At 36.1% G+C, this 25,782-nt stretch carries 33 protein-coding genes; 22 read left to right on the forward strand and 11 right to left on the reverse strand.

Annotated features, from left to right (window positions below; all coding sequences use genetic code 11):
* From yedF to R8495_RS00300, 11 genes are all read right to left on the reverse strand, one after another.
* Nucleotides 1-651 carry a sulfurtransferase-like selenium metabolism protein YedF gene (gene yedF / locus R8495_RS00255; protein ID WP_317635565.1) on the reverse strand — a complete coding sequence of 217 codons (651 nt, stop codon included), beginning with the start codon at nucleotides 649-651 and terminating at the stop codon, nucleotides 1-3.
* 9 nt (nucleotides 652-660) lie between these two features.
* Nucleotides 661-1,692, reverse strand: a complete 1,032-nt coding sequence (gene selD / locus R8495_RS00260; protein ID WP_317635566.1) for a selenide, water dikinase SelD — start codon at nucleotides 1,690-1,692, stop codon at nucleotides 661-663.
* 91 nt (nucleotides 1,693-1,783) lie between these two features.
* A complete protein-coding gene (locus R8495_RS00265) occupies nucleotides 1,784-2,659 on the reverse strand; it encodes a TSUP family transporter (protein WP_425613276.1) in 876 nt (291 codons plus the stop codon).
* A gap of 18 nt (nucleotides 2,660-2,677) precedes the next feature.
* Nucleotides 2,678-3,694, reverse strand: coding sequence for a proline racemase family protein (locus R8495_RS00270; protein ID WP_317635568.1), 1,017 nt, complete (start codon nucleotides 3,692-3,694; stop codon nucleotides 2,678-2,680).
* Nucleotides 3,691-4,185 (reverse strand): glycine/sarcosine/betaine reductase component B subunit, encoded by a 495-nt coding sequence (locus tag R8495_RS00275; protein WP_317635569.1) that lies wholly within the window; start codon nucleotides 4,183-4,185, stop codon nucleotides 3,691-3,693. Before R8495_RS00275 ends, R8495_RS00270 begins: the two co-directional genes overlap by 4 nt.
* 12 nt (nucleotides 4,186-4,197) lie before the next feature.
* Nucleotides 4,198-4,938, reverse strand: coding sequence for a proline reductase cluster protein PrdD (gene prdD, locus R8495_RS00280; protein WP_317635570.1), 741 nt, complete (start codon nucleotides 4,936-4,938; stop codon nucleotides 4,198-4,200).
* 31 nt (nucleotides 4,939-4,969) lie between these two features.
* Nucleotides 4,970-5,215, reverse strand: coding sequence for a hypothetical protein (locus R8495_RS11210; RefSeq protein WP_486684818.1), 246 nt, complete (start codon nucleotides 5,213-5,215; stop codon nucleotides 4,970-4,972).
* 27 nt (nucleotides 5,216-5,242) lie between these two features.
* Nucleotides 5,243-5,695: a glycine/sarcosine/betaine reductase selenoprotein B family protein gene (locus R8495_RS11215; protein WP_486684819.1), complete on the reverse strand. Its 453-nt coding sequence runs from the start codon at nucleotides 5,693-5,695 to the stop codon at nucleotides 5,243-5,245.
* On the reverse strand, nucleotides 5,676-6,026 hold the full coding sequence (locus R8495_RS00290) for a CBO2463/CBO2479 domain-containing protein (RefSeq protein ID WP_317635572.1): 351 nt from the start codon (nucleotides 6,024-6,026) through the stop codon (nucleotides 5,676-5,678). The genes R8495_RS11215 and R8495_RS00290 overlap by 20 nt, the downstream gene beginning before the upstream one ends.
* A 5-nt stretch (nucleotides 6,027-6,031) precedes the next feature.
* The gene (gene prdA / locus R8495_RS00295; protein WP_317635573.1) at nucleotides 6,032-7,924 is read right to left on the reverse strand and encodes a D-proline reductase (dithiol) proprotein PrdA; all 1,893 of its coding nucleotides are present in this window, start codon (nucleotides 7,922-7,924) and stop codon (nucleotides 6,032-6,034) included.
* A 377-nt stretch (nucleotides 7,925-8,301) separates the two neighbouring features.
* Complete coding sequence (locus tag R8495_RS00300; protein ID WP_317635574.1) at nucleotides 8,302-11,847, reverse strand: BspA family leucine-rich repeat surface protein; 3,546 nt, start codon at nucleotides 11,845-11,847, stop codon at nucleotides 8,302-8,304.
* A 145-nt stretch (nucleotides 11,848-11,992) separates the two neighbouring features.
* Here R8495_RS00300 and R8495_RS00305 point away from each other — a divergent pair, with 145 nt between their 5' ends.
* From R8495_RS00305 to R8495_RS00400, 22 genes are all read left to right on the forward strand, one after another.
* Nucleotides 11,993-12,169 carry a hypothetical protein gene (locus R8495_RS00305; protein ID WP_317635575.1) on the forward strand — a complete coding sequence of 59 codons (177 nt, stop codon included), beginning with the start codon at nucleotides 11,993-11,995 and terminating at the stop codon, nucleotides 12,167-12,169.
* Between the two features lie 46 nt (nucleotides 12,170-12,215).
* The gene (locus R8495_RS00310; RefSeq protein WP_317635576.1) at nucleotides 12,216-12,434 is read left to right on the forward strand and encodes an ankyrin repeat domain-containing protein; all 219 of its coding nucleotides are present in this window, start codon (nucleotides 12,216-12,218) and stop codon (nucleotides 12,432-12,434) included.
* Nucleotides 12,435-12,554, forward strand: coding sequence for a DUF7660 family protein (locus R8495_RS11105; protein WP_425613247.1), 120 nt, complete (start codon nucleotides 12,435-12,437; stop codon nucleotides 12,552-12,554).
* Nucleotides 12,551-12,772, forward strand: a complete 222-nt coding sequence (locus tag R8495_RS11110; protein ID WP_425613248.1) for an Imm15 family immunity protein — start codon at nucleotides 12,551-12,553, stop codon at nucleotides 12,770-12,772. Before R8495_RS11105 ends, R8495_RS11110 begins: the two co-directional genes overlap by 4 nt.
* A complete protein-coding gene (locus R8495_RS00315) occupies nucleotides 12,735-13,007 on the forward strand; it encodes an Imm15 family immunity protein (protein WP_317635577.1) in 273 nt (90 codons plus the stop codon). Before R8495_RS11110 ends, R8495_RS00315 begins: the two co-directional genes overlap by 38 nt.
* Nucleotides 13,008-13,050: 43 nt before the next feature.
* Nucleotides 13,051-14,169 (forward strand): ImmA/IrrE family metallo-endopeptidase, encoded by a 1,119-nt coding sequence (locus R8495_RS00320; protein WP_317635578.1) that lies wholly within the window; start codon nucleotides 13,051-13,053, stop codon nucleotides 14,167-14,169.
* A gap of 71 nt (nucleotides 14,170-14,240) precedes the next feature.
* Entirely contained in the window at nucleotides 14,241-15,188 is a 948-nt protein-coding gene (locus tag R8495_RS00325) for a hypothetical protein (RefSeq protein ID WP_317635579.1), read from the forward strand.
* A 189-nt stretch (nucleotides 15,189-15,377) separates the two neighbouring features.
* Nucleotides 15,378-16,076, forward strand: coding sequence for a DUF4145 domain-containing protein (locus R8495_RS00330; RefSeq protein WP_317635580.1), 699 nt, complete (start codon nucleotides 15,378-15,380; stop codon nucleotides 16,074-16,076).
* Between the two features lie 355 nt (nucleotides 16,077-16,431).
* Nucleotides 16,432-17,196 carry a Fic family protein gene (locus R8495_RS00335; RefSeq protein WP_317635581.1) on the forward strand — a complete coding sequence of 255 codons (765 nt, stop codon included), beginning with the start codon at nucleotides 16,432-16,434 and terminating at the stop codon, nucleotides 17,194-17,196.
* Nucleotides 17,197-17,338: 142 nt separating this feature from the next.
* Nucleotides 17,339-18,205, forward strand: coding sequence for a PhzF family phenazine biosynthesis protein (locus tag R8495_RS00340; RefSeq protein ID WP_317635582.1), 867 nt, complete (start codon nucleotides 17,339-17,341; stop codon nucleotides 18,203-18,205).
* 66 nt (nucleotides 18,206-18,271) lie between these two features.
* Nucleotides 18,272-18,883, forward strand: a complete 612-nt coding sequence (locus tag R8495_RS00345; RefSeq protein WP_317635583.1) for a DUF1963 domain-containing protein — start codon at nucleotides 18,272-18,274, stop codon at nucleotides 18,881-18,883.
* Between the two features lie 5 nt (nucleotides 18,884-18,888).
* Nucleotides 18,889-19,305: a hypothetical protein gene (locus R8495_RS00350; RefSeq protein WP_317635584.1), complete on the forward strand. Its 417-nt coding sequence runs from the start codon at nucleotides 18,889-18,891 to the stop codon at nucleotides 19,303-19,305.
* A gap of 61 nt (nucleotides 19,306-19,366) precedes the next feature.
* Nucleotides 19,367-19,687 carry a hypothetical protein gene (locus tag R8495_RS00355; RefSeq protein WP_317635585.1) on the forward strand — a complete coding sequence of 107 codons (321 nt, stop codon included), beginning with the start codon at nucleotides 19,367-19,369 and terminating at the stop codon, nucleotides 19,685-19,687.
* A gap of 54 nt (nucleotides 19,688-19,741) precedes the next feature.
* Nucleotides 19,742-21,232 carry an SIR2 family NAD-dependent protein deacylase gene (locus R8495_RS00360; RefSeq protein ID WP_317635586.1) on the forward strand — a complete coding sequence of 497 codons (1,491 nt, stop codon included), beginning with the start codon at nucleotides 19,742-19,744 and terminating at the stop codon, nucleotides 21,230-21,232.
* Between the two features lie 191 nt (nucleotides 21,233-21,423).
* Nucleotides 21,424-21,744: a hypothetical protein gene (locus R8495_RS00365; protein WP_317635587.1), complete on the forward strand. Its 321-nt coding sequence runs from the start codon at nucleotides 21,424-21,426 to the stop codon at nucleotides 21,742-21,744.
* Nucleotides 21,745-22,063: 319 nt separating this feature from the next.
* On the forward strand, nucleotides 22,064-22,510 hold the full coding sequence (locus R8495_RS00370) for a hypothetical protein (protein WP_317635588.1): 447 nt from the start codon (nucleotides 22,064-22,066) through the stop codon (nucleotides 22,508-22,510).
* Entirely contained in the window at nucleotides 22,498-22,929 is a 432-nt protein-coding gene (locus tag R8495_RS00375) for an NTF2 fold immunity protein (RefSeq protein WP_317635589.1), read from the forward strand. Before R8495_RS00370 ends, R8495_RS00375 begins: the two co-directional genes overlap by 13 nt.
* Nucleotides 22,930-22,958: 29 nt before the next feature.
* On the forward strand, nucleotides 22,959-23,438 hold the full coding sequence (locus R8495_RS00380) for a hypothetical protein (protein WP_317635590.1): 480 nt from the start codon (nucleotides 22,959-22,961) through the stop codon (nucleotides 23,436-23,438).
* A 16-nt stretch (nucleotides 23,439-23,454) separates the two neighbouring features.
* Nucleotides 23,455-24,018 carry a hypothetical protein gene (locus R8495_RS00385; RefSeq protein WP_317635591.1) on the forward strand — a complete coding sequence of 188 codons (564 nt, stop codon included), beginning with the start codon at nucleotides 23,455-23,457 and terminating at the stop codon, nucleotides 24,016-24,018.
* A gap of 1 nt (nucleotide 24,019) precedes the next feature.
* The gene (locus tag R8495_RS00390) at nucleotides 24,020-24,754 is read left to right on the forward strand and encodes a macro domain-containing protein (RefSeq protein ID WP_317635592.1); all 735 of its coding nucleotides are present in this window, start codon (nucleotides 24,020-24,022) and stop codon (nucleotides 24,752-24,754) included.
* 70 nt (nucleotides 24,755-24,824) lie between these two features.
* On the forward strand, nucleotides 24,825-25,277 hold the full coding sequence (locus R8495_RS00395; RefSeq protein WP_317635593.1) for an immunity 26/phosphotriesterase HocA family protein: 453 nt from the start codon (nucleotides 24,825-24,827) through the stop codon (nucleotides 25,275-25,277).
* Entirely contained in the window at nucleotides 25,261-25,476 is a 216-nt protein-coding gene (locus R8495_RS00400) for a hypothetical protein (RefSeq protein ID WP_317635594.1), read from the forward strand. Before R8495_RS00395 ends, R8495_RS00400 begins: the two co-directional genes overlap by 17 nt.
* Nucleotides 25,477-25,782: the final 306 nt, after the last annotated feature.

The raw sequence follows: 25,782 nt of genomic DNA on the forward strand, positions 1-25,782 counted from the left end.
TTATGGTTTAACGATGCGTTGAGCCTTGCGCATTAGTTCTAAGATATGGTACAAATTCGTAATTTCACCCACTTGTAATTGATCTTTGATTCCGTAGAAATCTACACAAGTTCCGCAGACCAAAATCTTAACACCCTTTTCTTGGAGTGCTTTAATGTCTGGAACCGATTCAGAGCCTTCAACGAGAAGTTTGACGCCGCCGTTAAAGAAAATAACGGTTTCTGGTAAAACATCTTGTTCAGTTAGTGAATAAATGAAGCTCTTCATGAGAATCGCGCCAAGTTGATCATCGCCTTGTCCCATGACGTTGGTGCCGATAACCGTTAAATAACCATCAGACAACCGGACATTATTAACAAAAGCTGGTTCGATTGCTTGAGTTAGATTATCATCAATTGCTTGTGAGACTTTAGCAGGTGTTGGGATCCTCTGGATTGCAGAATTTTCGCGGTTAATCTCAATTTGAACATCTTGGTTTCCAATTTCTTGTTTACTAAAAGAATATTGCAATTGTTGAGCTAATTTTTCAAGATTTTCTGCTGCCTCTTCATTATCAACGGTAATCTGAATTTCAGTGTGATCTCTGAGTGCTTTTTTTGCCTTAATTACAGGTAACGGACAAGCAAGTCCGCGCGCATCAATTTTTTTCATTTTAACTCCTTAATCTACGATAATGTCTGCGGCCGTGGGGACAGGTTTCTTTTGGATTCGGCCAATTTTACTAAATGGAACTTTTTTCTGAGTCATTTCAGCCATCATTGCCTCGGCGTCTTCAGCTTTAACGCTGATTAAAAGACCACCAGAAGTCTGGGGATCAAAGACGATTTCTTCTAAAGCATGATCGACAAAGTTGAAATGAATTCGCTCTTTGAGAAATTTTCGATTCCTTTGGCCGCCAGCAGTAACTAATAAATCTTCCGCACAGGCGTAAGCCTCAGGAATGATTGGTAAATCTTCGGCCTCGATAACAGCTTGATGTTGACCACCTGTAAGCATTTCAGCCAAGTGACCGGCAAGACCAAAGCCCGTTACATCAGTACAAGCGCTAATTGAATACTTGCGCATAACCATAGATGCATCACGGTTAAGCATTGTCATAGAGGCAACGGCTGTATTGAAAGCTTCAGGGCTTACCGCTTCGGCTTGATAACTTGCGGTGATGATTCCCACTCCCAATTTCTTGGTTAAGATCAAAACGTCGCCATCATTAACCTTGTTATTGCAGATAATTTGATGAGGGTCAATTGAGCCAGTAACTGAAAGTCCATACTTGGGCAAATGGTCATGGATGGAGTGCCCTCCTGCAATGACGCCTCCTGCTTCAGTAACTTTCTCTTGGCCGCCAGCTAGAATTTTCTTCAAAGTTGTTAAACTACCCTTTTCCGGAAAACAAACGATATTGAGCGCTAATAAAACATCGCCGCCCATTGCAAAGATGTCACTTAAGGCGTTAGTTGCAGCAATTTGACCAAACAGATAAGGATCAGTGACCATTGAAGGAAAGAAATCAATTGTTTGAATAGTCGCAAGATGCTCATTTAATTGATAAACTGCTGCGTCATCAGTAGAGTCAAAACCTACTAGCAGCCGAGGATCGTGATTTTGGGGCAAATCATTTAAAAGATTTTTGAGGTCCCCTGGCCCCATTTTGGCATTACATCCACCACAGACAAACAATTGTTCTTCATCCATCTTAAACTCCTTATCTAAAAGACCGCAATCTAAAAATTGATTACGGTCTTTTGTAAAACTAACGATTACCTAAACCGCAGTTGAATAAAAATTATTTAGCAGTTTTGCGAAAACCTTGATATAACATTGTTAAAGCGGTATAAGCAACAACAATGATAACAAGCCATGACAAAACTTTAACGTCAAGACTTTTAACAAATTTAACTGCAACATAAACACCGATTACTCCACCGATTGTAATTCCAATCGAACCCATTCGGTTATAATCGCCCTTTTTAATGAATTCGCGGCTAGCAACTGGCATTAAGGCAGCACAAGATGCCATCATAATTGGAAAAGCAGCGATTGGAGTTAGGCCTAAAAGGTAAATCATTGCCATACAAGGAGCATAAAGCCCGATTCCGGCAGTCATAAGAGCTCCTAGGATTAAATTACCAATAATTCCAATGAATAGTTTGCCACCAGTTAAGGCAGTAGCTTCATTACCGTTTCCAAGTCCTGCTAAAACACCAGTATTTTGTAACAGCATCAAGATTGAAGTTACGACAAGGGCAAATCCCATAATTATTTGAATTTTCTTCTCATCAACTTTTGCAATAAATTTAGAGCCAAAAAATGAACCAACAGCTGAAGCGATTACTAGTGAGATCAAAGTTAAACCGTCAACTTTGACCGAAGTAATAAACATAAATGCTTCAACTAAAACCGGAATAGAACAAGCAACATTTAGAGTTCCAGGTAGCAACTTGTCAGATTTTAAAAATTTTGTCAGCTTTAAAAACATTGTGGTTGGTGCATAGCTACCAATCCCGAGGGCATCAAAAAAATTACAAATAAATCCAATGCCCCCCGCAATATAAACATTTCCATCGTTAATCTCATCGCGATGTTTTACTAGATCACGAATCCAGATAAACGCAAAATAGATGCCTAAAATGCCTAATAATATTTGAAGTACAGTCTTAATTGGCAAAATCTTTACCTCCTATTTCAGTGTAAATCCTCCAGATAATGGATCTGACGGATCGAACAAGAAGGTGTTAAATCCAGTAAGATATGCCGATCCGGTAATCTCAGGAATAATTGCATTAACTCCGCCGATCGAAGTTTCTTCGACTACTCGGCCAACAAATTTGGTATTTAGAATACTTTCATAAACAAATGGCTCGTTTAAGCCAATCTGTTTTTTGGCATACAAGGTCGCTAATTTAGCACTGGTACCAGTTCCACAAGGAGAACGATCAACTTGACCATCGCCAAAGACTACGACGTTTTGCATTGTAGCATCACTAGACTGCGGCTCACCGTACATTTCTACTAAATCAATGGTATTGATATAGTCCATGGCCGGATGTTGAACCGGAATCTGTTCATTAGCAGCTTTAAGAATTTTCATTCCAATTTCTGCCAACTGGTTACTATTGTTTTTTTCAATTTTTAAGTTGAGTTCAGCGATTGGTAAAATCGCAAAAAAACTACCCCCAAATGAAACATCTAGTTTGATTGAACCCAACTCAGCAACATTGATTTCAACGTCACGCTTCAGTAAGAATGCAGGGACGTTACGAAAAGAAACGCTTTGAACATGATATGGTTCATCTAAATGAGCAGTTGCGTGAATAATTCCCGCAGGTGCTTCTAAGACAACCTCTTTTTCACGGTCGTTCTCTGAAACGTCAACCATGCCAGTTTCAACAATTGCAGTTACTGCGGCAATCGTATTGTGACCACACATGTTTAAATAACCGCCAGTATCCATGAAGATAATGCCAAAATCAGCTTCGTCGCTGACAGCAGGAATCAAAAATGCGCCAAACATTTCATCGTGTCCCCGCGGTTCCAGCATTAAAGCTTTACGTAAATCATCTTTTTCTTCTATTAAATACTGTTTCTTTTCGGCAATCGTTTTACCCTTTAATTTTGGAATCCCTCCAGTAATGATTCTAGCTGCTTCACCAGCCGTGTGAGAATCGATCCCTGAAAGCATTCTTGAAATTTTCAATTGTTTTCCTCCAATTCAGCAGACTTTTGATCTGCACGCATTTTTAATTTTAAAAAACCAAGAGCTTTATTGGCATCACGTTCATCGAGACTGTTCTCTGCAAGGACCGTGGTTTCTTTGCCGCTAGGAGATTTGTTAATATCTAATACGTAAGGAGTATATTCATTAGTTACAACAAAAGTTGCTTGGGTGCCGATAAATTTTAAACCAATCACCGAGATTCCCTCAGAACCAATACTTTCCATTGTATTCATGAAATCGACATCAGAATTGCCCCAGCCATCAGCAGAGATTACTGCGCCGTCGGTTCGCATAGCTTTAAGCCATTTAGCGACTCGCTTACCAACAAGATTCTTTAAAACATTATCCTGCGGAGTGCCGACGACAATAATTCCTTGAAAATCAATGTCTGGATCTTGGGCAAAAACACGCACCAAGGGATCCTTAAAGTGATGTTTTGTTGTTTCTTTAGTTGATGGACCAACTCCCATTCTATCCTCCTTTTAAACCATTGCTCTAATTGCGCCATCGCGATACTCATTGGGAGTGAGAAGAACGGGAAAATTATTGAGATCAATAATGGAAATTCCGTCTTCCATCCCACTTGGTTCTTTGGCGAAAAGTAAATTATCATACATTGCTCCTTGGCCAGAGACTTGTTTGACAATCGCGACTTTTGGTTTACCCGGATGGACCTCATTGACATATTCATGAGTATAGTCAGCTTCCAAACCGTTAGTTACTTTCAAAATTTTGCGAATTGGCTGAATGTAAGCATCAGCAAAAGCAAAAATTTCGGTCATCGACTTACGATCCATCTTGGAGGTGCTTTTAACAATGACATTAAACATAATAATGTAATCATTAGTGCCTGGCGTTCCATCGCGGTCTAACATGATTTGATCTTTTAAGATTCCATCAGAAGATCCAAAATCATGGATTTGGCGCCCTTGTTGATCTGCGCCAGTTAGTAGCACACAAGTACCGGTGAGAGTATGGGTAATCCCCTCTCCGATGTTTCCCAGCACTTTAGTAGAGATTGGAATAACATCCATAATGGCGTTAGTGGGCACATCTAGTTGATTAGGGGGCAAAACTTTAATTTCAACCGATTGAAAATCAGCTGGCAGCACTTCTTGCGGCTTTTTTGGAATCACTAACTGATGATCCTTAAGCTGATAACTATCTCCTATTTGAACGTGGTCAATAATAAACTCTTTAATCTTAAGCGTTTCATTAGGCATCTTTTAACTCTCTAAATGCTTTAGATTTTTTTTAAATTTTAGCAAGATATTCATATGGTAATGGGATGATTTTACCTGGTTGTTCAAGCTTTTCAAGCTGAGATAAAGTATCCTTTAAAATACCAGTTTGCATTTCGATATTATGAGGTTCACCAGCGTTAGCTCCCATTGGAACACGAGGAGCAACGGCCCGTGGAGATCCTTGTTGACGTACGACTGGAGGTAGGGCTGCAATAATAATAGTTGGGATGCCAACTTCTTCAATAGCTCGCTGCACGATCACGGCAGTTCTATGACAGGTCCCTCACCCGGCAGTTAAAACAACAGCATCAACTTTTTCTTCTAATAATTTTTGAGCAATTTCCGGCCCAGTTTGTTCGGTGAAGACTTTAACGTCTCCCCCGCCACCCATACAAGTATACATGCTTGGAGCAACTGCCTTGATAAAGCCAGAATCAGCTAATTCGCGTAGGCGGTCGATTGGAAACATTGAGTTGATATCACGATTTACATCAGTATTATCGTATCCGCCATGAGATACCATCAATTCATCGGTTTGAGCGGTTCCTGGAACCATCCGATATGAAGTATCTCCTGCAAGGTTAAATGGTTTATCAGTTTTTAAATGGACGCCTGCTGCGGTAACTAGCGCAACAGTCATATCTTTTAACGGTTTAGTAACTGGTGCCCAAACCGGTTTTGGGGTAATCGGGACAAAAATTTCTGATTGTAGTCCCTCAAACTTCTTGAGACTCATTGTGAGTACTCCCTTCCTTTAATAAATTTCTTTGTTTGGTTTTTTCTTGAACTTCTCGCATCCTCTGATGATAAGCGGCTAATGCATTAACGTATTTTTCATTTGGAGCTTCTTGTATGACTTCAGGATAAGACATTAAGAAAGCAACTTCTTGTCCGATGCGCATTTCGTATTCGGTAATAACCATGCGTTTAGGAACTTCAAGTCGTCCCATCCGGCCCTTGAGGTCAATTACAACACTAGCATCAGTCAACTCAATGATGACACCCTGCCAAACAGTTTCAGTTGATGCGTATTTAAGTTCATCAAAGCCAATATTTTCTTCGGCCAATGTTGTTAACCTTCGGCTTTTTCGTAAATTTCACGCCGTTTTTTGCTCATTGGCAGAGATTGCTCATTTTGAACCAGATGAATCTTTTGGCCCGTCTGTTTTTCAATCACTTCAATGTTATTTTGTTTAACATTTGGATTCCATTGACGTTCTGGTTTCTTAATCGTTCCACCAGCCATTTTGGTTTCCAGCATTGCTAGAGCCCGGACAGCTTCTTCAGGACACAAGGTGTTGTTTGAGAGAACTTCGTTTTCAATTCCCTGACGCGACTTATTATTGTCAACCATTGCATCCATATATTTGTTACCAGTGACTAATTGGCCTTGGACAGCTGAGAAAGTAACCCCAACGACAGCAACACCGCGTTTACCAATTTCTTCATGGTGGAATCCGAAGTCAATATGATTATTACCAAAACCTTCAGTTGTAATAATTGCACCATCAAGGTTCATCGCTTCAACCATCATTCCAAGACGTTTTGAAACGTAGGATTTTTGGGTGTTTTCCTGGGGAGAACCGACTAAAGCAACACCTACTAAATCGATGTCTTCGTTATGCATAGCTTCTTCTACTAGAGGTTCTCTCCAATAGTGGCGTGTCGTTTCCTTAGAAGCAGGTCCAATACAAGTTAAAGCATGAATTCCGCCATCTAAAAGCTCAGTTGGCGCTAAAACTACCGGAACATTACCAAGGTCAACGTTTGGTTTTGCTCCCAGAGTTCCAGCAGGTTCTACTGGCATGATTAAGTTATCATGCATTGCACCCTGGCCCATGATTTCCTTAACGATAAGTACGCGTTTTTGACTTGGGTGACGTTTTTGAACAAATTCTTCACTATGGTCAACTAAACCTGCATCCGCTTCTTTTAAAGCTTCCCGAATTTCTTCAGTAATTGTATCTGTTGCCAAGTGGGCAGACAATGGACCTTTACGCTCACGGTTAGTACCAGCGGCAACAGTGATGTTGAGTTTGATCATAATATCGCCTTTATCAACAGCGCCTGGACGACCCCACATGATATTTTCATCCATCGGGCCTTCAGATGAACCAAATTCACCGATTTGGACTCCGTTTTCGTCAGTTCCGGTTAAAACCATTACGACGCCATCTAAGACACGAGTGACACCTTCACCGATCTCACCTTCTTGCTTGGTTGCAATTGGCTGGACATCCATAATAGTATTGCTAAATTCATGATATTTATCTGGTGTAATAATCTCCATACTCATATCTTTAACAATATCTTGAGTTTCAACCGCTTCTTTGCATAAATCCTCAGCACTGCGCAATTGAAGAGTTTTTCCTTTGATCTCTGTTTTATCACCAAAGGTAACTTTTTCGATTGGATAGTAGTCCTTAACCAATTTGCGGACTACCGTTGCTTCAACTTGTTCAGATTTATCCTCTGTAGGAGCAACATCTGGACTTTCTGTTGTCTTTTGAGCTGGTTTGTTAGGATCCGTTGGTGCATCTGGTAAGACATTTTGTAACGCACTTAAAGGAATCTGCAAATCAATCCCCTTACCTTCAGCAATTGAAAGATGCAAAGTATTACCATCTTTAGTTATACCAGGAGCAACTGGTGCTGGACTTGGAGCCGCAGCAATAGGTGCAGCAGTCTCTGGTTTAGCTTCAGTTTTTGTTTCTTGGACCTGATCAACTGAATCAGGAGTTAAGGGAACTAAAGCATCTGTTGTTTTCTTTAAGGTCCCTCCCAAAGCTTGACCAATACTGAGCACGTCCTCAGGAATAGTTAACAATCCTGAACTGACGTAATCATCAAATAAAGTCGGATCTTCAAAATCAGCGGCTTCTAGAACTTTGCCACTATCTCGACGACAACAGAGAACGGCTGGGTCAGCAGAATGCTCCTTCGCCATTTCTGGTGTAATAGACATATTTATACCTCCTTAAAATATCGGAGAGAACACTTGAAATAGCGAGCCAAATCCCAGCCCGCTTAAAAATTTCGAATGAACTCTCAATTAGCTTGAACAACCTATTTAAAGATAAAATTAAAATCCCATCTTTAAACAGGATAAGTATAACATAGAGCAGTTTCAAAATGGCTAATTTTATTAAATAATTTGCATTTTTGAAATTGTCTTTTTTGGATCTAAAAAAAGGCTGTGGCATAAGTCGCAAAAATCGGTCAGCCATGCGATTATAGTCTGAGTTTAAAGAAAAACGCTGATGAAAAAACGAGATCAAGAACGATTTCGAATTCATCAGCGTTATTTTATTTTCGAGAGGTAGTTATGTCACAGCCTCTTCATTATGGTGTGTTATTGACTAAAGTAAAAGTAATTTGACCATTATAACTTCCAGCCGTTGGAATATCACTTGGAATTGATTTAAAGCTTAACGTCCAGGGATAATTCTTAGTATCTGGCTTGTTATCACTTTTAGTCCCACTGTAAATCGTCTGTCCTGTTGACGTCAGATGCGTTGTTGTCCCTGCTGTTGTATCGTGATAGTATAGCGGATCTCCCTTAATTACCTTTGTAGAATTTGTTGTCAGCGTAAATGGTTTCGTTACCGCTGCCTCAATATGCCACTGCTTTGCGGTATCGCTGTTGCGGTTGTCGGTTTTCTTTATATTCTGGGAATCACTCACATACTCCTGATTCTTTAAATATCCCTCATGCGTCCCAAAATCAATACTTCTGGAAGTCGCTTCTAAAGTCTGAGTCCCTACCTGATCCCACACGTACGTTCTTGTATCGCTTCTTACAGCTGATTCATTCATCATCTGGGTTACAGTCAGCTCATTTCCTTTTGGTTCGTGCGGTGAACCTGTTCCAACTTCTCGCCACTGAGGATTAGTTACATAGTAAATCGGTGTCGGATTATCAACATCATTGATCGCATCCTCGACAGTAGGGTTTGCTAACATCTCGTTGCTGACATAATCTTCAAGGATAAAATTCGGTCCAAATGTGATCTTCCAGAGCTTCGGTGTATTCGCCAGCATCCCTTTGCGATAGCTGCTGTACACCCGCTTTGTGTTGAATTGGGTTAAATCCAAGCTTGTTAATTTACTACACCCACTGAACATCGCATTAAAGTTACCCACTTTTTCGGTGTCAAAGCCGCTTACATCTAACCTTGTTATCTCGGCACAGCCGCCAAACATTCCATTCATATTCGTCACATTTTTTGTCTTAAAAAAGCTGACATCAATATTTGGCAGTACGGTACAGCGATTAAACATATTATCCATTGCCGTTACCTGACTCGTGTCAAACTTCACTGAATCCAGCTTGAGATCAGTCATCGACCGGCAGTAGTAGAACATCCCTGACATACTGGTAACTTTGCTTGTATCAAAATTCCTAAGATCAAGTGTTGTTAGCCCAGTACTAAAACCAAACATCGAACGCATATCCAAAACATTACTGGTAACGAAATTATTCAAATTTATTGTTGGTAACGAGCTACATTCGAAAAACATTAAACTCATATCTGTTACCAGACTGGTGTTGAAGTGGGTCACATCTAAACTGGTTATCTTCTTGCAGCTCGTGAACATTGCTGACATATTTGTTACTTTGCTGGTATCAAATTTGGTCACATCGATATTTGTTAAGTTATTGCACTCCTTAAACATCGCTGCCATATTTTCCACTTTACTGGTATCAAAATGGGTCACATCTAGATTAGGCAGCTGACTACAGTAGCCAAACATGCTAGACATATCTGTTACGTTGCTTGTATTAAAATTGGTTACGTCTATCGCTGTTAATGACGAACATTGCGAAAACATTGAGCTCATGTTGGTCACTTCACTGGTGTCAAGCTGGGCAAGGCCCTCAATTGAGGTCATTGCACTCATTCGGCTGAAAAGTCCAAATAGTGAATTCTTGGCAGTCACTCCAGGAGAAATAACCGTTTTAACGATCTGACTATCTTTTCGATACCAAGGCCAGTCTGATGTGGGTTTTCCATCATCACCAATGTAATTAACACGATCTACATCAAAATTCAGCTCATGCGGATAGATTGTCAATACGTTGTTACTATCAACAACCCACCAGCTCCCTAAATTAAAAGTTGTTTGATTACTCACCCCATCTTGATCTTTGATGGTCACCGTGATCGTTTGATTATAAGTATCTGAAGGATTGTAGCCCATGTCATCTGGTAGTTGAGCGGTCCAATTCTGGTCAACTCCTGAAGCACTGGTGATTAAACGATTCAATACCCCAGTCGTTGGATTTTGTAAATTCCAAGGGACTGTTTTTGTCACTCCGGTTTTGGACCGGTATGTTAAATAAAAATCGACGTACGCGGGATTACCAACAACTCCAGTTGAACGGTTATTTACTTTTCCGCTAATAACCGAATGATCTCCATTATATTTAGGCTGATCGGTTTTGACTGTTGGCCGAAAAATTAAGATTTTATTGCTTGCGCTATTAGTTTCACTAGTTGTGGCAGGTTTGGTCCCAACTTGATAAGTTAACGTGGCTTTATTGGGGTAGCCGAGATAAAAGCTTTGAGGATCAGCGGTTGACTGCCATTGAGCTTGCCAAGTCGCTGAATTATTTTTGTTGACACATCCTTTGATTAGAAAAGTGAAAATATGGCCAGCAGTACCGTAAAAATTGGTGTCTGAAAGAGCGGTGGGTTTGGCTGCAATAGTCAAATGATTTAAAGTATTAATGGTAATATCGAAATTGTTAGTAACAACGTTTCCGTCCTCATCAGTTACTACCACGTCGAGTGGATTAACCTGCCAGGCGGGATTAAGATCGTCTTCGATCTGATACTTTTTTAAATAATCTGCAGGACTTTGAGGGTAAGTCAGAATTTGAGTGATTGAATATAGAGGCCGGACCTGACTTGGGTGAATCGTTGGATAGGGCGGGTCAAGTAACGGAGTTGGTTGGAAATCGGAGAGGGTCCCGAGCGGCAAGGCTTGAGCGTTAATTGTAAGCGGGTCGATACTTTCATCATTTCCGGCTTTGTTAGCACCTGGCATTGCAATATTAGCCAAAGAACCCAAGATAAAGCCGCTGCCTAAAATTCCCCAAGCATCAGGCGTAGTTTTAAATTCGTATTGAAAACCAGATTTATTTTCGAAAATTCCTGTTAACTGTGATGGTGCAGTAATGGACCAAGTATCAGCAGAAAAATCAGTTAGCCCATTTAAGCCAGGGGCGTATTTGATAATCGTGTCGCTTCTGGTATAAATTTTGATAAATTGATTAATATCAAAGCTGACAACTTTGACATTATTAATCGTACCCATGGTAATATGACCGCCCGAAACAACTGCTGGTGTATCCGTGCCGTGAAGGACAAAACTTGATTTTACTTTGGCGCTCATTTGACCAGGCGCGGTGTTGGAAGTTCCGACTGCCCCAATGGGAATCAAAAATGCGTATTTAGTTGCATTTGTCGTTGTGACTTCTGTAATGACATCAATCGCATGACCAAAATTATCAAATCCGACGTTAGTATAAGTTATCTTAGCTTGCATATTGCCATTTGAACCAGCAGTTGGATATAACATATAAATTCCGGGCGTATTGGGCATGTTAGGAATGTTCATACTGGCATCGTAAGGTTGGAGCGTACAATTACTGATCGGAGTTGCAACAATTCTTGTTTGCGCGCTGACCACCGGTGAAAAAGCATATTTGCCGTCGATTTGCGTAGTAAGATCGGTGCTAACTCCTGGCATTTGAGGTAACGGAGTTCCAGTAAATGCTGAAACTATTTTCCCTTGAAAGAGAAATGCTGAAAATAATGCAATAAAGAAAGCCATTGCTAATCCCTTTTTATTCATCATTTTTTCAATAAATTTTTTTAACATTTTCCACCACTTTCCGAAACACTACTCCCTAAATGGTAACAAATCTAGAAATAATCACACGTCAGTATTTATAAATTTTTTTCAAATTATGATACACTTGTGAAAAAAAGTGAAATTTCTTTACTTGAACACAAGGGGAAAAGTTATGGAATATTTTGAAGATCACAAACTTTATCAGTTGCTTGATGAACCAAATTTTGAACTTATCAAAGATTTTCTTTCAGAGTTTGGTTTAGATAGTGTGGATTGGCATGGACGGACATTCATGATGTCAGCAGTAGTTGAAGGAAAATCTGAATTGGTTGAATATTTGATCAATTAGGATGCAATGTTGATGCAAAAGATTTGCAAGGATTAACACGCTATATTTGGCAGCTATTAATGATCAAACAGAAAGCTTAAAAATTTTGATTGATGCGGGTGCAAAAATTGATATCCAGGATAACGAGGGTAATACACCTTTATGGCGGGCAGCTATGAGAAACCGTAAAGGGTCGCCAGTGATTGATGCATTAATGGAAGCTGGTGCAAATCCAGCTATTTCAAATAATCACGGGGTATCTGCTCAAAATTTATTGGGAGCATAAATGGTTAATTCTAAAGAAGAATTTGATGGATATCATCTGAATACTGATCAAGCGGTTTTGAAAGATATCAATTGGTCAGTTTTATCAGACATCATTCAGGCGGCTAAGGTTTATGAATGATTAGCAATATAAACGATCTTATCAAAGCCGAAGGATTGGACGATCTCCAAGCGCTTTTTGCCAAATATGAAACATTTGAAGAAATTCCCATTTTTTCAAGGTTCAGTCATATTTCATTTCTCAGCTCACTTTCGTTTAATGAAAAGTACAAAGTTTTACTAAAAACGGGTTTAGATTTAGTTGAAAAATGCAATTCTATCACCCGTCAGTATTACTGATTGGGATAACTATGAGGAGATAAATTGCCTCATTCCTAACTTGTTTATTTCACCAAGAAAAGATTGGCTGCTATCTAAGTTAAAGCTCAGAAGTACTCAAACCGTTGAAGAAAACTTGGTGCTCGAATATTTGTTTTCGTTAGATCGGATGGACTACAAGGTCTATCGGCAAATGATTTTGAAAAATATAAGCGGATTTATGTTTGGAACAAAGTTTAATTTTAAAGGATTTTAGGTTAAACTGAATGAAAAAGTTTGCAGATAAGGAGGAGTGATTCATGGTAGAAAGACTTAAGATCAACACAGATGTGCTGTCCTATTACGTTGAAAACTCTGGAATCCCAAAAGAAATACTGCAGACAAAAACTCAAAATTTGGACAGTTTTTTAGACGGAAGTAAGAAACCGACGTTTAATCAACTATCTGAGCTTGCTAAAGTAATTAATGTTCCAACGGGATTATTGCTTTTGCAGCATTCGATGGAAATAACTCCGAGAAGGCTTAAATTTAGAACTTTAAATTCTGAAAGTCTTGATGGTTTAAGTAATGAATTAAGAAACACTGTTTCAGAAATGCAGTTAAAACAAGACTTTTTGAAAGGCGAGATTGATACAAATTTAGATTTTATCGGCAAGTTTTCAATTGAAGACGATTACTTAGAAGTTGTTAAAGACATAAGAGCTAGACTTTCAATTCCGATTAACTATCAAAAAGAAATCGGCCAGAATCCACTAAAATACTTTAGAACTAAGATCAATCAAATGGGTGTATTTGCGTTTTTTAACGGAAAGATAAAAGACAATACTCATTTAAATTTAGATCTTAATGAATTTAGAGGTTTTGTGCTTAGTGATAAAAGAGCTCCGATTATTTTTATTAATCAAAAGGATAGTAAAAGTGGACAACTGTTTACCCTGATTCATGAGCTCGTTCATTTGTTTATTGGGGATGATGAAATTTTTAATTTGTTGGAAACTGAATTATATACTTTCGATCAAACAGAGGCTTTTGTAAATAAAGTTGCTGCTGAAATATTAATGCCGAAGTCAGAAATTTTAAAAACGGATTCCAAAATTGAGACGCTTTATAAATTGTTTCCTGTCAGCAAATTTGTCATTGTTCGCAGATTGTTAGATCTTGGAAAAATATCAAAAACTGAATATGAAGAAATTATTGTTGAATTAGAAGATTATTTTAAGAGCCTTCCAAAAGCTAAGAAAGTCAAGGGCGGCGGGAATTACCTGAATAATTTGAATTTTAGAATGGATAAGATGTTTTTTCACTATGTTGAAAATGCAGTAAAACAAAATCGAATTTCTTATACAGATGCTTTTAATATTGTCGGTGTTGGTTATAAGGGATACAAGACCTTAATTTTAAGTATTTTAAACGTGTAATTTATTTATATATGCAACTTAAATTCAACATGAAAGATAATAAATATCTTTAATTTACGAGAGAAATAGTCATGAAAGAAGAATCAAATTATATATACAATCTATTAAATGATATATATGTAAAACATCAGAATTCAGATATTGGATTAGATTCAATATTAAAAAATGAATCTTTTAAAAAATTTTTTAAATTTTATTTAGAACCTGAACATTATCGAACAATATGTTTTGAAGCTATAGATAATTTTATAACTAGAATTGATACAGTTGATTATCAAGATGGGGCAAGTAATGTAAGTAATGAAGAAACGGATAAAATTATGTTGAATTTTAGCAATGATTTATCTGATGCCATTGATATTAGGTTAAGTATGCAAAATGATTCAAATGAAAGTTATTTGGGCGGAGTTAAAGAAGTAAGGGATCATATTAATATTATTGTTTTAAAAAAAATATGCTTCAAAACTTATCCTGTTATGACAGCTGTAAGTAAAGTCGTATCATCTCAAGAGCTAAGAATTAGAGATCAAAAAAAGAGTTTAGATGATTTTATAGATAATAGCTATCACAAATTAAGAGATCTAGATAATGAGCAAGAAGGCATAAAAGAGAGTATCGATACTTTAAATTCTGATTTAGAAAAGTCTAAAGAAGGAGTGAATGAAATCAGAAGTATTAAAAGTACTATTTACACAGATTTTATTGCAATATTGGGTATATTTTCAGCTTTAATCTTTTCTCTGTTTGGTGGATTTTCAAGTATTTCTAACATTTTAACAGAGGTATCTGGGAAACAAAGTATTTCTAGAATAATTATTTCCATTTCATTATTAGGAATTTTATTGATATGTTTGATATTTTGTTTATTACAATTTATTGCTACAATGTCCAATCGATCAATTTCATTGAGCAATAATAAGAATCCGTTTTCAAAATATCCTATATTTATTGTTAGTTTAATAATCTTTTTTATAATGGCAATAATAGGATTAGCTTGTATGATTTTTGCTCATATATGATTTTAGATAATAAATTTTAAATGTGGATAACGAAAGAACTTGAATACAATTAGATCTTCTTAATCTCGATGACAATCTATCGAGGAGTTGAGGCGTTTGATTTAATAACTTTATAAATTATAATAATTAAATCTAGAAGGTTCAATTATTCAATGAATAGATGCGATATAGTATGGAGGAATAAATAAATTGTCAAAAACCGATGCTTATTTTTTTACGGAAGATTTATCAAACTTTGAAAAAAGCAGTATAGATTTAATAAAGCCCGCAATTTGCGGATACTGTAATATGACAGGAGATCAAAAATTAATAAACACGATTATTGATGATATAAATATAAGTGATTTTGCGGGAGTAACTTTAACTTTTTGCTATAATTGTAAAAATATTTCTGCCAGGTTTTTATTTTACAATGAATGGGAGGGAAATTATACTGTTGCCAAGTCTGCACCGGCAGAAGATTTTAAACAAGAGGATCTTAATAGTTATATTGAGAAAGAATATCCGGAATTTAGTGAAATATACAAGCAATCTCAAATTGCTGAAACAAATGGATTAAATCAAGTTGCAGGAATAGCTTATAGAAAATCGCTAGAGTTTTTAGTCTCAGATTTTTTATTAAAGGTGCAACATGAAGATGAGAATTGGGTTAACGACTATAACACTTCGCTTTCCCAAAAAATAGAAAAACTAGGAGATCAAAGAATAAAGACATTAGCTAAGGCCAGTTCTTGGCTCGGTAATGATCAGGCCCACTATTCCAAAAGGCATCCCGAATTTGATGTGGAAGATCTGAAAGCGTTTATAAAAGTCATGGTTTTGGCAATTGAAAATGATTACCAAATATCTAAAGCAGAAGCATTAATTAATAGAAAGAAAGAACAATAAAGAACAATATTTTTTATTAATGATATAAACCAAAGAAATTAGAATAAAAATTTATTTTACTATGTAAAAAGTAAATGATCGATTCTAAAAAGCAAAGAGCGCACTCTGTGAGTACGCTCTCAGGATCTCCTTCTACATCATGGTAGATGAGATAACATTATGTTAACAACTCTTAATCAATTTGTTAATCTTCACGAAAAATTAATTTTAAATAACAGATAAGATTTTCAAATTTTGCTAGGATGACACACTTAAAGACATGAAAATTTGATTTACAAGTTAGCTAAGATTATATCTGGCAAAAGACAAATCTCGTCAAAGACTCATACAAATTATAGAAAAGGAGAGACGTAAATTGGATAATACTTCTTTAGCAAAATTTATTACCTCGTTGGGGAGTTTAAACGGGTACGGGAGTACAGTTTTGCAAACCAAAAAGGCTTTAGATTCAAAGTCGACAGAGCCATTGACGCAAGATAGTGAAGATCCTGTCATTTTTTCCGATGCCTTGAAAGGAATCGCTGCTATCAAAGAAGTGGGCTTTTCCTCCGAGGGAATTATCTCAATCAATAAGCAATTTGATTCGCCTTCAATCGAACAGCCTAATTGGCCCGGACATTTGAGAAATGCTACGTACAATGAAGAGGATCGCATCGCAATCATTGTTGACGAGAAAAGCCAGTTAAAATACATTCCTAAAGAAGTTATTACTCGCAATGATCTTGATGAAATCGTAAATCAATATCGTCATTCTGCTCAAGAGGAATTCGATGCATGGACGGTGTTCGCTAAATTATCAAAATTACAAGCATTTCAGGATGGCAATAAACGAACAGCATTAATTGCAGCAAATAGTGCATATGGAACCTTTGAGTCGGGAAATTATTTAGTTCTTCCGTTTAATGATTTAGATCGTGCTGAATTTACTATTAACTTGATGCGTTATTATATCGCCAATGATGAAGCGAGCGAACAGAGTGCCTTTAATAAGATGATGAACACGTTACCTTCAACTGAAGAAAGAATTCGTGAGTTACACAAACCGATTAAAGAAGAAACTTTCACCGATGCCAAAACCATCAGGCTTAAACCTCAAATCCGTTCGAAACATAACGATTAAATTTATTAGCCAATTGCGATGTCTGGTAAAAGATAAATCTCAATTGACGAGTTGAAAATCCATCAACGATTTGCTGAATCAACTTTTAGTTTTTGAAATTTACTTAAATCAAGCCCTAACGGGAAATATTAGGAGGCCCATTTTGCCAAACGGAAACGTAAAATTTAAAGAGATCGATGTATTTACAAAAGTTCCATATAAAGGAAATCCCGTTGCAGTGGTGATGGAAGGCGATAATTTATCGAGTAGTCAAATGCAGCAAATCGCTAATTGGATTCACCTTTCGGAGACAACTTTTGTTTGTTCTCCAAGTAATCCAGAAGCCGATTATCGCCTAAGGATTTTTTCTCCTAACAATGAATTGCCTTTTGCTGGCCACCCGACGATTGGCTCAGCTCATGCCGTATTAGAAAGTGGACTTCGCCCGCAGCACGAAGATTATGTGGTTCAAGAATGCGGCAGCGGTCTTGTGAAAATCTATCAAAAAGGCGAACAGTTGTTTCTGACGCTACCTGAACCAGTTAAGAAAGAAATCAGTTTTTCTCGGGTAAAACAACTTGCCGAAGCTCTTGGCATCAACGAGACAGAGATCGAAATTGCTGAACAAATTAATGTTGGCGCTGTTTGGGATACAGTAAAACTTCCAAGTGCTAAACGGGTCACAAATCTATTGCCAAATATGAACATGTTATCTAAATTAATTGCGCCTGGCGTTACAGGTCTGACTGTTTTTGGTCCAACTGATGATAATTTCAGTGATTTTGAGGTTCGTTCTTTTGCACCTAATGAAGGCGTTGATGAAGATCCAGTCTGTGGCAGCGGCAATGGTAGTGTTGCAGTTTTAATTAAAGAACATCACCTGATCAATAAAAATAGTTACCTTGCAACTCAAGGAAAATGTCTTGGACGTGATGGACGAGTTGAAGTTAAGTTTACCGAGGATGACCAAATTCTATTAGGCGGTAATGCTGTTAGCTGTATTGAAGGGAACTTGGTTTTGCCCGGTTAGTGAATAAGCGACAACGTCGTTGAGCTTTGTTATAATAATATCAAAAATAAATTAAGGAATTTGAAGATGAAAGTTCACAAGTTTGATTTCAACGGAACTAAGCAAGAAAATTGTGGCATAAAATTTGGCGGCGGAGCGTTTTTGCAAGGAGAATGGCCTAAAAATCCAGCTGGAAAAGATCTGTCGCTGTTGTTTACAATCGATACTGATAAATTGAATAGCAAAGTTAGTGATCTTAATTTGCCAAGCAATAAATTTATATCTGTATTTTCGACTTATGACGAGAATGACTATTTTTTGGATGACGTTTCTTTTTCGGGGGATCCTTTAGAATTAGAAGATATCGAGGGCTACACCAAAGTGACAATTAGTGATCAAAGCTCGATACAAAATAATTCAAATGCGTTTGACAGCAAAGATGTCAATTTAGTAGAAACTGAGATTTCGGATGATGATTTTCCAGCATTTTCTCTAATATCCGACCAGATTCCAAATGGTCTTTCGGGGAGCGAGATATTTAATGACGAGTATCGCTTTATATGCCAGGTTTATTCCATGGATCTTCCACCATATGATGGTTCTGCTCTATATCTTTCGGATGCGATTGGCTATCTTTTCTTGAAAAAAAATATTGTTGATAATAATGATGCTGGATTTTTCTTTGTCCAAAGTGCTTAAATCGCATGATCGAATTTGTTCATTTAAAAATAAACCCATCTTTTGATAATAAATATGTGTTTGCCGAATGCTTTTTTCAATTTGGAGATGTAGTTATTGGTGATCCGGATGTGAGAGTGCTGGCAGATAGTTTAAAGTTATCCTTTGATGATGCAATTTTAAGATTAAATCATCAGGATAACATTTTTTGTAATGAGGAAAATCTAGTCAATCAACTATCTATTCTGTCTGAGGACGTATTAAAAAATACAGTTCTTCCCACGTGCATTGAATCTTTTGACGGAGATATCGGCTTTTTCATATATTACAACAAGCAGGAATTTTTAGTTATAAAAGCTTGGGGAACAGAGGATTTTATGTTCATCCAAATGAGTAAGGCGGACTATCTTAAGCAATTAGAACAGGCTGTAAAGGAATTATAAAAATATAACCGGAATTTTATACGGCTTTTATACAACCAAACCCATTGAGTTAGTTTTCGAGTTGTTGAAGGTTGAGGCTCAAAATATTAATTATCACTTTGAATATAATCGTTTCCAAAAAAAATCAGGAGATGTTGGACCATCACTTAAGCTGGATCTAGAAGGCGAGGGCCGTTTTTGTGTCGAAGCAAAACGTGTTAATCTTCACGGAATTGCTTCGCTTTTTGAGTTTGAAGGCAAATCAGACTTTGAACTTTACGATATTAACTTAAGTTTTGATAACATCTTTTATTATGTTTTAGTTGTTCCAGACCCAATTGAGAATTCCGATTTTTGTCTTAAGATTCACGACATGATAAAAAGGGTTTTGGCATTGAATTAAAAGTAATCTGATTTAACCAATTTTGATAAAAAAATAAAATGGAAAAGGAGTCAAATGAGTAAAGAAATTAGTTCTGAGATAAGCTCTGAAATGAATTCAGAATTTGTTTTAAATAGAGAAGAAGTGATAGGAAAGATTTGCGAAAGATCTCAGCAAGGAATGTTGGGTTTATTTCTAGGATCAGGTTTTTCAAAAGCTGTTGTTGGTGATAGAGCCTTATCATGGGCTGAATTGCTGAAACAGTCTGTAGAACGTTTAAATAGATCATGTGACAAACTGGATATTAAACTAGATCTTGAGGACGATTTGCTGAATTCCGGTTTAACTTATCCACTTGTTGCGAGCAGGATCAATAAAGCTGCAAACAAAGCTCTTAATGAAGCAAATGAAATAATTCAGCAGAGTAACAAACAAAAGAATCAGCAAGATGAAGATTATGTGAGGGCTAGTGATTTTCAATTTAAAGAAATAATAGCTAACGTTGTTTCTGTATATCCCAAAAATAATGAAGAGAAGAAATGGAAAGACGTACTTATTAAGACGGATTGTTCATGGATACTTACTACTAACTATGATCATATTGCAGAATGTTTACTGAATGGTCGAGCATTGTCGATTTATCCGAATAATATTTTTTCACAACCGAAAGGACTTGTTCCAGTTTTTCATTTACATGGTAGTATTTGGAATCCTGAAAGCATAGTTATTACTAACGAGGATTATGCTAAAATGTTACGCCCAGGAGACTATCGACAAACAAGGTTACCATTTTTATTAAAGGAATACACAATCCTCATGGTTGGTTACGACTTGGGAGACCTCAATGTTCTTTCTGCTGTTGACTGGAATCGCACTGTTAAGGTTGATTCTTCTGTTGGTTATGAACAGGATGTTTACTTTATCCGTTATAAAGGTGAGGACGAAAAAGTAGTTGATAATCCTTATAAAGATCCTGAAACGGGAATAACCATAATTGAAACTAATGACGTACATTCTATTTTTTCAGAAATAGTTAATCAGAATCATCTTTTAAAGAAAAAGTATTCGAAAAGCGAATCAGACGTAAAGAAATTAACACAAAAATTTGTAGAGGCTGAAAACTCACCTGATAAAGAATATTCAGATTCATCTATAGAGGATGTAAAGGATGATGCAAAAAAAGTACTAGAATTAGCTCCATTATATCCGTATTTGCTTTCAAACTTTTTCATATATATAAAGGCAGTAATTGATAATATTTACAAGCAAGCACGTAAACCCAATGCTTTTGATAAATACGACATTGAAATACAAATGATTTTAATGTTAATGAACGTGGTTGAAGAAATGCAGATGCCCGACACGTATGTATCTCTGCTTTGCACAGCTCTTAATAATGTGGCAGAATTTTTTGGAGATCATTCTGAATTGGGAAAGGCATGGAAAGCTACGGATACATGGAATAATGGAAAAAGAGGGATCCCTGATAAGCTTAAAGAACGCATGAAGAAATATTGTGACAATAGTTCCAATAAGCTCCTTTATGCACGTAAAGTATTGGAATGAGATGATTATTTTAGTGGTATTACACTTGAAAATATTGGCGTTTTTTTCGTGGTTCCAATTTTATTCTTTATTGCGTATAACACTATCTGGAGATTTGGCCTTCGAAGATATGACAGTTTCGGGTAGACATTGAGAGCGCGTAGGTGCAAAAATTGAATTACATAATATTAATAGGAAGAAACACGTACAATATGCTTGACTATCTTCATGATATATCAGCGGATTTTTCGTTATTTAGTGAAGGTATTAGCCTCGAAGGTCTTGATTTTACTCTAAAATATCAAGCCAAGAATAAATCTAGTTTTAAGAAAATCAAGAAGTGCCACTTGTTATTCACTACTGGACCTGATTTGGTTAGTCGTGATCTTAGGGTAGTTCTTGAACAAACTGTACCAACCGAAGTTGAATTTTTTGATGCCGAAATTTGTTATGAAAATGAAATTCTAAGTGGTTTCAGTGTGATAAATCCGATCAAAAAGATAGATTGTTGCGATATGGATAAGAGCGAATAAGAGTTGACTAATTTTGATCCGCACAATCCAGTCTATATGTTCTTATATACAGTAATATTAGATAATATACCTGATGGTTTTAATATTGTTAGATGCAATGAACAGTCAAATCTAATTGTGATCAGCGAAAAAATAAAATCGGCGATTTTGAATTCTCGCTTGAAGGGAATTGAATTCTGTTAGGCGCTTGATCTGACATATAAAGGTCGGACAGTTTGCGAATCAAGTTAAATGAGGTATTAAATGAATATCGACGCTAACAATACGCTGAAAAAATTTATTTCTGCGATTATGAAAATAAATGGGTCAAAGATAATCTGTGAAAAAAGAATATAAACGTGAATTGCTTTATCGAAGAGGGCAAGTCAAGATTCATCAGGATCGCTATTTCAATAAAATTCAGACCTTTACAAATGAAGCTGTCAAGACTGATAGATTTCTTAGTTTAGAAGATACCGACTTGATCATCGAAAAGATTAAGCATAAGCCAATCTTGGCAAATGTCGAAGAAAATACTTCTGATTACAAAGAAGTTGCGAATTTTATCCGAACAAAGGTAAATAGTCAGCCTTATTATTTGTTAATCGATGAAGAATGGAAGTTTTTTGGCGCTTATCGGGTCCTAAATGATCTTTCAGATAAATACAATTTTGATGAATTGGTTTCTGACGAAATTAGAATTATTCCCGATGATTTAACATTTCACATTCAAATAGATTATGATTTTGACGAAATAACATATGAGTACAAGGAATGGAACAAATAGACAAAAGAGAATTGGAAAATCAGCTGTATTCGTTTATGCAAGACATGAATATCTGGGAAGTGGAAACTGAACAAAAGTATAATGAAGTTGGGATCGAAGATTATGGGGTCGAAGCTGGAAAAAAATTAAAAAGCATTTACGACGCATATTTAACAGTCAAGGATCGACATCTTGGGCGGTTGCCAATCCCCAATGCTGGATTTCCGCCAGAATATGATCTGAACTGTGAGAAAATTACAAATGTGACCGTCAACTCTCCTAAAAAAGTTGAGGTTGAGACGATTTGGACTCATCCAGTAGTTGAAGACAGCAAGATTAAATATCGATACATAATGATTAATTCTAACGGTAAATGGTTGCTTGACTCTAAAAAAATGTATTCCAGTGTAAGTCAGAAATGGAAGGGAATCACTTTTTAGGATTAATCTAGATTGAGATGGAGCATAAAATGAATCACCAAGATGTGAAACAAGTAGTATCTTCTGATTTGTACGACGAGATTTTAACGAAAATTAGAGAAATTGTACCAATAAAAATGTGTGAAGATGATCAGGAGTATGAGTATCTCGACTTGAATTTTGCGCTAGAAAAAATAAATAAAGCTAATTTAACAATCCAAGAGATCGAAGATTTTATGACGACGCAAAAGGAAAACCTTATTAGTTATTCTGTTAACAAAATGAATAATTATGTTGATCTGGGAGAAGAATACCCAGAAGGCGAGGAGCCAGATCCGGATGATGATTATGAAGATGAAGAGATAAATCTAGGATATTCGAAATTTTTTGTGTTAACAGATGCACTCGAATATATCATGGCTCAAAAAGGTAAAACCGAACTCGTAAAATATCTGAAAAGGGTAGGAATATCGCATGCAGCAAAGTATGCCAAACAGATAATTACCGATTTTGTACCGGATTCTGATTAAAAATATCGAGGTAAAAATGTTAGAAATTCAAGCGTTTGAAAAGTTATTAGAAGTGGTAAAACAACATAAAGATTTCCAGTTTTTGACAAACGACGAAAAACATGTGGATGAATCATATTTACATAATAATGATGGTCTAATTCAGTTTTATCGAAAGTTTGACTTACAACAAGTCACGATAGAAACAGGAGTTTCTCTAATATCGTTTATCGATTATTCAAATTTAAAAGAACGAAACGCAGAGTATCATTTTTCAAACTTAAATGAAAATGAATGTATCGTTTTCTTGGAACAGTCGGGCGGCGGAGAACCAATTTTGTTCAATTTTGCTGATAATACTGCTATTTATGCAGCATATGATGTGTTAGATCCGTTTAAAATCGCAGATAATTTCATTCAGTTTATCGAAGCCCTAACTGCGCTTGCAGATATTGTGTACAACGAATATAACATTTACGAAGTATATACAAATGATGATTGTGATGAAATAAAACCAGAATTTCTACCCAAAATGAATAGTAAACTTGCTCCGATCTTAGGGGATAATACCGCTAATTTTATGAACTATTTTTATGGTTAGCATGAGTGTTGATGAAAAGAAAACATATTATTTAGGTAAATTTGATACTGGTGAAATCTACACCGAATTTTTAGATGAAATTGCAATAAGACAAATTAATGTCATAAATGGCAAATATTTTTTATCATCATCTTTAGAAGATTGGAATGAAGAATTTGGTTATCTACTTTATGACGGTAAAGAAAGCGATTTAGATTTATCTGAATCCGTAAGTATTAATGAGGGAAACTTTGAAAATATTTGGTTCAAACACACTTCAAATGTTGATGTTGAGTCATTTATAAAATATGAAATAGGAGATGCTTCTTCTCCTAAACACAGTTCTTCATTGATTATTCATATTGTAAACAATCGTGGGAAATGGGGTAAGGGTTTTGTTTTAGCGCTTTCAGGAAGATTTCCTGATGTTAAAAAACAATATATAAAATGGAGTTCTCAAAAAGACTTTAACTTAGGGGAAGTTCAGTTCATTAACGCTGATAAAAATAATAGAATATATGTTGCCAATATGCTCGCCCAAGATGGAATAAGAAAAGATTACAATGATAAAGCTATATATGTTTCATACGAGAAATTAGATCAGTGTTTAATAAAAGTGGCGGATTTTGCTTTAAAAAATAGATTAACTATTCAAATGCCTAAAATTGGACAAGGCTTAGGCGGGGGAGATTGGAGTGTAATACTTCAAATAATAAAAAACGCTTGGCTTATAAAAGAATTCATTGCAAAATTTTGACGATTAACTAGAAAGGAATGATATGGTGAGGCAATTTAAGTTTAGAGATTGGAGAAAAAAACCTCGAACAATGCTTCGATTTATTAAACCTGGCGATATTTTCAGCTTTCAGATTGAAGATAACTTATTTGGGTTCGGTCAGATAATTGCCGATTCAATGATGGGTCACAGTGCTGAAATATTCAATTATTTTAATTCTTCACCTGAGATCTCAAAAGACAATATTATTGGTGCCAAAAGATTAATCTCGCCGATAATTTTGGATTCTTACACTTTGTTTGATAAGAAATTAGAAGGTGATTGGCGGATTATCGGTCACGAGGAAAATTATAATCCTAAAGATATTGATGGATTTTTCTTTAAATATGGAGATCCGATATTGAAAAAAGTCGATCTTTTGGGAAGTGTTACTTCTACTAATGCTAAAGAAGCAGAGAAGTATCCCTACTACACATCGCAATCCGACTATGATATCAAAAATTTGATTCAGTTACAGAGTTTAGAAAATGGAACAAACGATTAAATTGGATGGCAAAAAACTAAAACAAGATGTTAATTTTATTGTTAAATCATCTGGCTTCAAAAAGAAGGGAACATCATGGAGCAAAACTTGTAAGGATATTACAATAATTATTGCGTTACAAAAACAATTCTTTACTTTTGAAATTGAAATATGTGTTGATAAGCATTTAGAAATTGATGATTTAAAATATTTAGGTTAAATGAATTGCCTGACCTCTCTGAGGAGCAACTGATGAATATAAATAAGACACTTAATTTAGAGGAGTATGACGAGAGAATATATTCAATGTTCATTACCCTTCTAAATGAAAAATATATTAAACAAATAGATAAATTTTTCGACATATCTTATTTAAGACATTTGTATAACGATGGTTTTTTTAAAGATAAAATGATAAACAATGACTCTTTAAAAGTGCTATCGAATCCAAATAAATAATTAAGTAGTCAAATATGAGAGAAATCCCTAGAAAAAGTGACTTAATTAAAAAGATACAAAATTTAAT

Origin of the sequence: Xylocopilactobacillus apicola (assembly GCF_033095985.1) — a bacterium.
Lineage (GTDB): Bacteria > Bacillota > Bacilli > Lactobacillales > Lactobacillaceae > Xylocopilactobacillus > Xylocopilactobacillus apicola.